The organism is Micromonospora sp. NPDC023633 (genome assembly GCF_040640035.1).
Classification (GTDB): Bacteria; Actinomycetota; Actinomycetes; order Mycobacteriales; family Micromonosporaceae; genus Micromonospora.
Map to the genome: position 1 here is coordinate 64,072 of NZ_JBFABB010000022.1, position 8,012 is coordinate 72,083.

Sequence of the window (8,012 nt, forward strand, 5' to 3'; positions counted from 1 at the left end):
CACAGAGGACACTGCCGTGGTTTCAGGGTGAATGTCCCGCTCGGGTAGACTCCGCCGACTGTGACGCCTGCCGAGACCCGCGCCGAATCCTGGTCGGAATCCGACGCCGCCACGGCCCCCGCGTCCGAACCCGTGGCGCCGCCCGTGGGCGGCGGCGCCGGTGACCGTACGCCGGGCGGAACCGCCCGCGCCGACGGAGCCGACGCCCCCGGCGAGGCCGCGTCCACCGGAGCGACCGACGCCGCCACCCCCTCCGAAGCCGCCACCCCCTCCGGCGAGGCCGGCGCGGCCCGCCCGCGGCGGTGGACCCGGCGGCGGCAGGACCTCACGGTCCTCGGCCTGTTCCTGCTTGCCGCGGTGTGGGTGACCAGCCAGATCTGGGTGGACCCGGCCGGCCGGGTGGCCTCGCTCTACAGCAGCGACCCGGCCCAGGTGCAGTTCTTCCTCGCCCACTCGGTACGCGTGGTGCTGCACGGCGAGTTCCCGTTCTTCACCGAGCAGTTCAACTACCCCGACGGGGTCAACCTGATGGCCAACACGGCCATCCTCGCGCTGGGCATCCCGATGGTGCCGGTGACGCTGCTCTTCGGGCCGGCCGTGACCTTCGTGGTGCTGGTCACGCTCGCGCTCGCCGGCACCGCCTCGGCCTGGTACTTCGTGCTCTCCCGGCACGTCGTGCGCAGCCCGTTGGCGGCGGCCGTCGGCGGCTGGTTCTGCGGGTTCTCGCCGGCGATGCTGTCGCACGCCAACTGGCACCCCAACATCATCTCCCAGTTCCTGCTGCCGTTCATCGTCTGGCGGGTGCTGGTCATCACCCGGTCCCGCCGGCCGTGGCGCGACGGCGTGCTGCTCGCCCTGATGGTCACCGCCCAGGCGTTCATCAACGAGGAGATCCTGCTCTTCACGGCGCTCGCCTGCGGGGTGTTCCTGCTCGCGGTGCTCGCCCAGCGGCCCGCGCTCTGGTCGGCGGCCTGGCGACCGCTGGCCAAGGCGCTCGCGATCTGCACCGTGCTCGCCGGGGCGCTGCTGGCGTACCCGCTCTACATCCAGTTCGCCGGGCCGATGGCGTACCACGGCCTGAGCGACGCGGTCCGCGACTACGGCAACGACATCGCGGCCTTCTTCGCGCCCGGCTCGCCGACGATCGGCGGCGACGAGCGCGCGAACGTCAACCTCGCGCCGAACTACTCGGAGGAGAACGCCTTCTTCGGCTGGAGCCTCTCCCTGATCGCCGTCGGCATCGTGGCCTGGCTGCGGCGGGAGCTGCTCGTCCGGGCGCTCGCCGCGACCGGGGTGTTCTTCGCCGTGCTCTCCCTCGGCGAGCGGGTGTCCTGGTGGGACCGCGAGCTGTTCACCGGGCCCTGGGAGTGGCTGGTCCGGCTGCCGCTGCTCGACGCGGTGGTGCCCACCCGGTTCGGCCTGATCACCAGCGTGGTGGTCGGCATCCTGCTGGCCCTCGCCGTCGAGCGCTCCCGGACGCTGCCGGTCGAGCGCCGCACGCTGCGTACGCTCACCGTGGCCGGGCTCGTCCTCGCACTGCTGCCGATCGCGCCGATGCCGTTGAAGGTGACCTCCCGCCCGCCGGTGCCGGACTTCATCACCGCCGACCGGTGGCGCGGCTACGTCGGCCCGGACCAGACCCTGGTGCCGATCCCGGTGCCGAACATGGGGCACACCCACGGGATGCGCTGGGCCGCCTCCACCAACCTCGACTTCAAGATCCCCGGCGGCTACTTCCTGGCGCCGCGCAACGGCAACACCGGTGACCCCGGCCGCTTCGGCGGCCGGCCCAGCGGCGTCGGTCAGCTGCTGGAGGAGGTCGCCTCGACCGGGCGCATCCCGAAGCTGGACGACCGGCAGCGCCGCCGCTCGCTCGACGAGCTGCGGCACTGGCGGGCGGCCATCCTGGTGCTCCCGGTCGCCCAGCACCACTCCGAGCAGCTACGGCGCACCGTCGAGCAGTTGGTCGGTCCCGGCCGCCGGGAGCTGGACGTCTGGGTCTGGGACGTCCGGGCGCTGACCGACCAGCGAACCTGATGACCGCCCCGGCGGCGACCGGCACCGTCGAGGCGGCACCCGCCCGGCGGTCCCGCCGGCTGCCGGTACGCGCGCCGGACGCGCTGGTCGTCGCCGGCTACCTCGCCCTGGCGGTGCTGCTGACCCTCGGCCAGTGGGGCCGCCCGGGGCGGCTGTTCCACCAGGCGGGGGACCAGATCCTCTTCGAGTGGATGCTGGCCCGCGCGGCCCGGGCGGTGACGGGCCTGGAGAACCCGCTGTACAGCGCGGAGCTGAACGCCCCGGACGGGGTGAACCTGATGGCCAACACCTCGGTGCTCGGCCTGGGCGTGCCGCTGACGCCGGTCACCCTGCTCTTCGGCTCGCAGGTCGCGTTCCTGGTGGCCGTGGTCTGCTGCCTCGCCGGCACCGCGACCGCCTGGTACGCGCTGCTGCGCCGCCGGCTGGTCGACTCCCGGGTGGCGGCGGCCGTCGGCGGGCTGTTCTGCGGCTTCGCCCCCGGCATGGTCGCGCAGGCCGGGGCGCACCTGCACATGGCGGCGCAGTTCCTGGTGCCGGTGATCCTGGCGCTGGTGTTCCACCCGGACCCGCGCCGGGTGCGGCGGCACGGGACGCTGCTCGGGCTGCTGGTGGCGTACCAGGTCTTCCTCGGCGAGGAGGTGCTGGTCTTCCTGGTCCTCGCCGCCGGCACGTTCGCGCTGGCGTACGCGGCGGCCGACCGGGCGACGGCGCGCCGGCTGGCGCCCGCGCTGCTCGGCCGGCTCGCGGTCGGGGTGGCGGTGGCGTTGCCGCTGCTGGCGTACCCGCTGTGGTTCCAGTTCTTCGGCCCGGGCCACTACCGGGGGATGCCCTTCCACGCGTACGGCTACCAGCTCGACGCCGCGTCGTTCACCGCCTCGGCGCGGCAGACGGTGCTGGGCGACGACCACCTGCCCGGCCTGCTCGCGCCGAACCCCACCGAGGAGAACTCCTTCTTCGGCCCGGGGCTGCTGGTGCTCGCCGTGGTGATCGTGATCTGGCTGTGGCGCCGGCCGCTGGTCCGCGCGCTGGCCGCCTGCGGGCTGTTCTTCGCGCTGCTCTCGCTGGGCGAGCAGGTCCGCCTGGACGGCACGCCCACCGGCATCCCCGGGCCGTACCGGCTGGTCGCCGAGCTGCCGCTGCTCGACCACGCGGTGCCGGCGCGCTTTCCGCTGGTCTGCGTCCCGGTGCTGGGCATCCTGCTCGCCCTCTCCCTGGACCGGCTGCGTTCCCAACCGGCGGCCGGGCCGCGGGCGGGCGGCGTGCCGGTGCGGCTGCTCTGGGGCGGGGCGGTGGCCGCCGCGCTGCTGCCGCTGATCCCCACCCCGATCCGGACCGTGCCGGCCTGGCCCGTGCCGGCGTTCGTGGCCGAGGGCGGCTGGCGGGCCCACGTCCCGCCGGGTCGGACCCTGGTCCCGGTGCCGCCGGTGACCGGCGCCGGGGTCAGCCCGGCGATGCTCTGGTCGGCCCGCACCGGGCTGGCCTTCCCGGCCCCGGGCGGCTACTTCATCGGCCCCCGGGCCGCCGACGACCCGGCCGCCCGGTGGGGAGCCCCGGACCGCCCCACCGCCGAGCTGCTGCGCCGGGTGGCCGAGACCGGCGAGGTGCCGGTGGTCACCGACGAGCACCGCCGGCAGGCGGTCGAGGACCTGCGCCACTGGCGCGCCGCCGTGGTGGTCCAGGGCGGACTGCACCACGGCGACCCGGTGCGCCGTACGGTCGACGCGCTGCTCGGCCCCGGCCGGGAGGTGGCCGGCGCCCACGTCTGGGACGTCCGCCCCCTGCTGGGCTGACGGCCCGGCCCGCCGGTCCGCGGTCCCGCCCGCCGGCCGGTCGGTGACGGCTCAGCCCGCTCGCCCGTCGGCGGTCGGTGGCTCAGCCGACGAGCGGCCGGACGTCCCAGAGCCACACGTCGTCGACGCGCTGGGGCGGGCCGATCAGCGCGGTCATCAGCTCGCGCAGGACCGCCTCGCGGGGATGCGCGCCGAGGACGACCACGGACGCCCGCCAGAAGCGCAGGTCCTCGACCGCCTGGCGGCGGTTCTCCTCCGTCAGCGCGGGGACGGCGTTCTTGTCCATCGTGGAGTAGATCAGGGTGCTGGTCGGCCGGTTGGGCGCGCCGAAGACGCCCTCGCCCAGCTCGTTCGGCCCGATGAAGTAGCCGCCGGGAACGGGGAACGCGTGCTGCGTCAGCGCGCTCCAGCGCAGCGTGGGCAGGCCGTGCACGTTGCTCGGGATCGGCACCGGCACCAGGGTCCGGCCCTGCGGCACGTACGGGCGCCAGCCGCCGGCGGTGATGAAGTGCGGCGGCGGGTCGACGGGCTGCGCGGGCAGCGGACGCGGGAACAGCGGCAGCACGGCGAGCGCGACGGCCGCGTACCCGACCGGCCGGAGCCAGCGGCGGCGCGGCCCGGCCGCGTCGGCGGTGTCGTCGCCGGTGCGGGGGGCCGGCACCGGCGGGCGGCCGCTGCCGGCGACCGCGTCCCAGGCCAGGGCGAGCAGCACGCCCAGTGCCGCCGCCACCACCAGGGCCAGCCGGGTCGGCATCATCATCTCGACCAGCGGCAGGTCGTCGGAGACGTAGGCCCAGGGGCCGTCCGTCTCCGTCTCCACCCCGTTGATCCGCACCTTCGGGCCGATCGAGGCGACCGTGAAGACCACCACCAGCACCGCGAGGATCCGGGCGGTGAGCGAGCGGCGGACCAGCAGCACCAGCGCCACCACCGACAGCAGCACCAGCGGCCAGCCGAACCAGGTGTTCTGCTCGGTCAGCCCGATGGTCTTCTCCACCGCCTCGTCGCCGGCCACGGTGTCGCGGGCGAAGGTGACGAAGGCGGCCAGGTCCTCGCCCCAGCTGTGGAACACCCCGCCCTGCAACCCGCGGTAGGACTGCGGGCCGTTGAACTGGAACCAGATCGGGTAGGCCGTCAGCAGCAGCGCCAACCCGCCGCCCACGCCGAGCGCCGCGGCGAAGGTGCCAGCCACCGCCCGCGTCCGCGCCGGCCGCATGATCGCGTACGCGACCACGACGACCAGGCAGGCCAGCGCGGTGAGCAGCAGCATCTCCTCGTTGATGAAGATCTGGTACGCCACCAGCAGGCCGAGCACGAGCCCGTTGCGCCGCCACCGGCCGGGTTCGCCGAGCCGGAGCACCCGCACCACGATCAGCGGCAGCAGGAAGTTCGAGACGAAGTTGGGCTGGCCGTTGGCGTGGTGCACGATGCCCGGCGCGAAGCCGAGGAACGCGCCGCCGACGAAGGCCGCCGCGCGGGAGCGCACCAGGTGCCGCGACAACATCCAGTACGACGTGCCGGCGGTCGCGGCCAGCGCACCGCCCAGGTAGAGCGCGTACATGACCTGCGGGCCGAGGAGCATGGTCAGCGGCGCCAGCGGCAGCGTCACCCCGAGCAGCGAGGTGTTCGCCATCATGTTCACCCCGTCCGGGGCGTTCTGCCGCTCGGTGAACAGCGGGTTCTCCAGGTGCCGCACCGAGTACGCGCCGTGCGAGAAGAGCCACTCGAACCAGCTGTGGTCGGTGGGCAGGTGCGAGGACACCCGGTTCTGCACGTCCACCCAGTAGTTCAGGCACACGAAAACGCCGAGCAGGACATAGGCTCCGATGGCCAGTACGTCGGCGCGGGACGGCCCGCGCCGGGGCCGGCGCGTCGGCTCGGCCGCGTCGGGCTCGGAGACGGAGTTCAGCGAGGGGTCTACCACCGGCACAGCCACGACGCGCCATCGTACAGGCGCTCGGGCGTCGCTTTTGCCGGGCCGGTGCGCCCACGGCCGATTTGCCGGTCCGCCGGAGGCCACGGTGTGACGGGGAGGACGGCACGCGATGGTCGCCGACCTCGGCGGCGTCGTCTATTGGCGCGACGGCGGCGCGTTCGGCGTCTGGGAGCTGCCTGAGGACCGGGACCGGAAGGGGCGGGCGTGACGCTGATCGACCTGGGCGAGCTGCGCGACGAGCCGGGCCGGGAGGCGCCACCGCCCCGCCCGCCCCGCGCCGTCGGCAGGCCGCTGCGGGTCGCGCTGGTGCTCGCGTTCCTCGTGGCCACCGTGGCGGCGGCCGCGCCGCTGCCGGCACGGGTCGCGGTCGTCGTGCCGGCCCGGCTCGGGTCGGAGGCGTTCCTGCACGGCGACCGGCTCTACGTCGTCGAACCGACCGAGGGGGAGCCCGAGGGGACCGTCGAGGTGCGGGCGTACGCCCTGCCCGAGCGGGCGCCGGTCGACGACGCGCCGCCCGCCCCGGTGTGGCGCACCCGGGTCCCGGTGGCGGGCCGGTTCTGGCAGGTCCAGGCCGGGCCGGGGACGGCGCTCTTCTCGATCACCGGGGACCAGGACGGGCAGACGGTCGCCCTCGACGCCGGGACCGGCCGCGAACGCTGGCGGCAGCCCGGCTACCCCTGGCCCGACCCGAGCGGGATCCTGCTGATGCAGACCGGCGGGGTGGAGGGCGGCACCGTGCGGTCGGTCGATCCGGCCTCCGGACGGGCGCTCTGGTCGGTGCCGACGACGGGTGAGGGCGCGACGTACGCCCTCCGCGACGGGCTGGTCGAGCGCATCGTGCTGGCCCCCGCGAAGGGGCGCGTCGAGGTGCGCGACCCCCGCTCCGGCGCGCTGGTGCACGCGGCGGACCTGGGCCTCGGTGAGCTGCCCGGCTACGGGCACACGGTGGTGGCGCACGACCTGCTGCTGGTCGTCCGGTCGTCCGTGGGCATGGTGACCGCCTACGAGCTGGACGGGCTGCGGCGGCGGTGGGAGGCGCGCGTGCCCATGGTGGAGCACGTCGACGAGTGCGGCGAGCTGCTCTGCGCGCCCGGAGGGAACAGGTTGGTCACGCTCGATCCGGCGACCGGCGCGCGCCGGTGGGCCGGCGGACGATGGTTCGGGGTGCTGTCGACACAGGGCGGCCGGCTCCTGGCGCTGGCGCCCGGGGTCGGCGGTGAACGGTTCGGCGTGCTCGACGCGGCGACCGGTCGGGAGATCGCCGACCTGGGCACCTGGCAGCTGATGCCCTGGTACGCCGACGAACGGTTCCTCGCCGTGCGACCGCCCGCCGCCGGCGGCGGGCTGGTGGTGGCCGAGATGGACGTCGCCGCGGGCCGGGCCCGGGTGCTGGACGTGCTCCGCGACGCCTCCGGGGACTGCCGCAGCCGGGGGGACACGATGGTGTGCCGGCTGCGCACCGGCGAGTTCGGCGTCTGGCGCTACCCCGGCTGAGCCCGCCGCGCGGCTGCCGGTGCGGCACGCGCCGCCGGGATCACCAGTTGGGCTGCTCCGGCGCCGGGGGGAGCGGCACGCCGGGCGGCCGGAGCACGTACGCAACCCCGCCGCTGCCGCCCTGCCAGGCGGCCTCGAACCGGTCCCGGTCGGCCGTCCGGCGCACCGCGTCGTCGTCCGGGGCGTACGGGTCGTTGAGCACCGGAGCGCCCGTGTCGGTGAAGCCGACGAGCACCATCAGGTGCCCGGCGGTGTCGTAGTCCAGCCCGGGCACCTCGCCGGCGGTGAACGTGGCGGAGACGATCAGCGGGATGCCGGCGGCCACGAACGCCTCCGCCTCGGCCAGCGAGCGCAGCCGGGTGACGAAGGCGTCCACGCCGTGCAGGCCCGCGTACGCGGTGTTGAACGGCCAGTTCCCGGCCCCGGCGTAGGCGTGGTCGTAGCAGTGCCGCGCGGCGTGCACCACGACCGGGCGGGGGCCGGCCGGGGCCACCCAGGCGTACCGGGCCGGGGCCGGGGCGGCGTCGAAGAAGGCCAGCACCATCGAGGTGCAGGTGGGGCTGCACCAGGCGTCCCCGCCGCCGCCCCACTGCGGGTGGGTGCCGGCGTGCAGCCGCTGCGAGTAGCGCGGCACGTCCAGCACGGTGCCCCAGCCGGCCGGGGTCGGGGCGGAGCCGCCGGCGGGCGTCGGGCGCGGGGCACGGGGCTCGGGCCCGACGACCGGGTCGGGCCGGTCAGCGCCGTCAGCGTCCGCA

At 75.4% G+C, this 8,012-nt stretch carries 5 protein-coding genes; 3 read left to right on the forward strand and 2 right to left on the reverse strand.

Translation table 11 applies throughout. The features are described 5' to 3' along the window. Positions 1 to 60: 60 nt before the first annotated feature. Positions 61 to 2,037, forward strand: coding sequence for a hypothetical protein (locus AB0G13_RS09865; protein WP_357871524.1), 1,977 nt, complete (start codon positions 61 to 63; stop codon positions 2,035 to 2,037). Further along, positions 2,037 to 3,827: a hypothetical protein gene (locus AB0G13_RS09870; RefSeq protein ID WP_357871527.1), complete on the forward strand. Its 1,791-nt coding sequence runs from the start codon at positions 2,037 to 2,039 to the stop codon at positions 3,825 to 3,827. Before AB0G13_RS09865 ends, AB0G13_RS09870 begins: the two co-directional genes overlap by 1 nt. 82 nt (positions 3,828 to 3,909) lie before the next feature. Here the strand turns inward: AB0G13_RS09870 and AB0G13_RS09875 are convergent, their stop codons facing one another. Next, positions 3,910 to 5,736 (reverse strand): hypothetical protein, encoded by a 1,827-nt coding sequence (locus AB0G13_RS09875; protein ID WP_357871542.1) that lies wholly within the window; start codon positions 5,734 to 5,736, stop codon positions 3,910 to 3,912. A 231-nt stretch (positions 5,737 to 5,967) separates the two neighbouring features. Between AB0G13_RS09875 and AB0G13_RS09880 the strand changes: the two genes are divergently transcribed. After that, entirely contained in the window at positions 5,968 to 7,257 is a 1,290-nt protein-coding gene (locus AB0G13_RS09880; RefSeq protein ID WP_357871529.1) for a PQQ-binding-like beta-propeller repeat protein, read from the forward strand. A gap of 40 nt (positions 7,258 to 7,297) precedes the next feature. Here the strand turns inward: AB0G13_RS09880 and AB0G13_RS09885 are convergent. Then, positions 7,298 to 8,012 (reverse strand): peptidase C39 family protein (locus AB0G13_RS09885; RefSeq protein WP_357871531.1); only part of this gene is annotated, 715 nt, incomplete at its 5' end.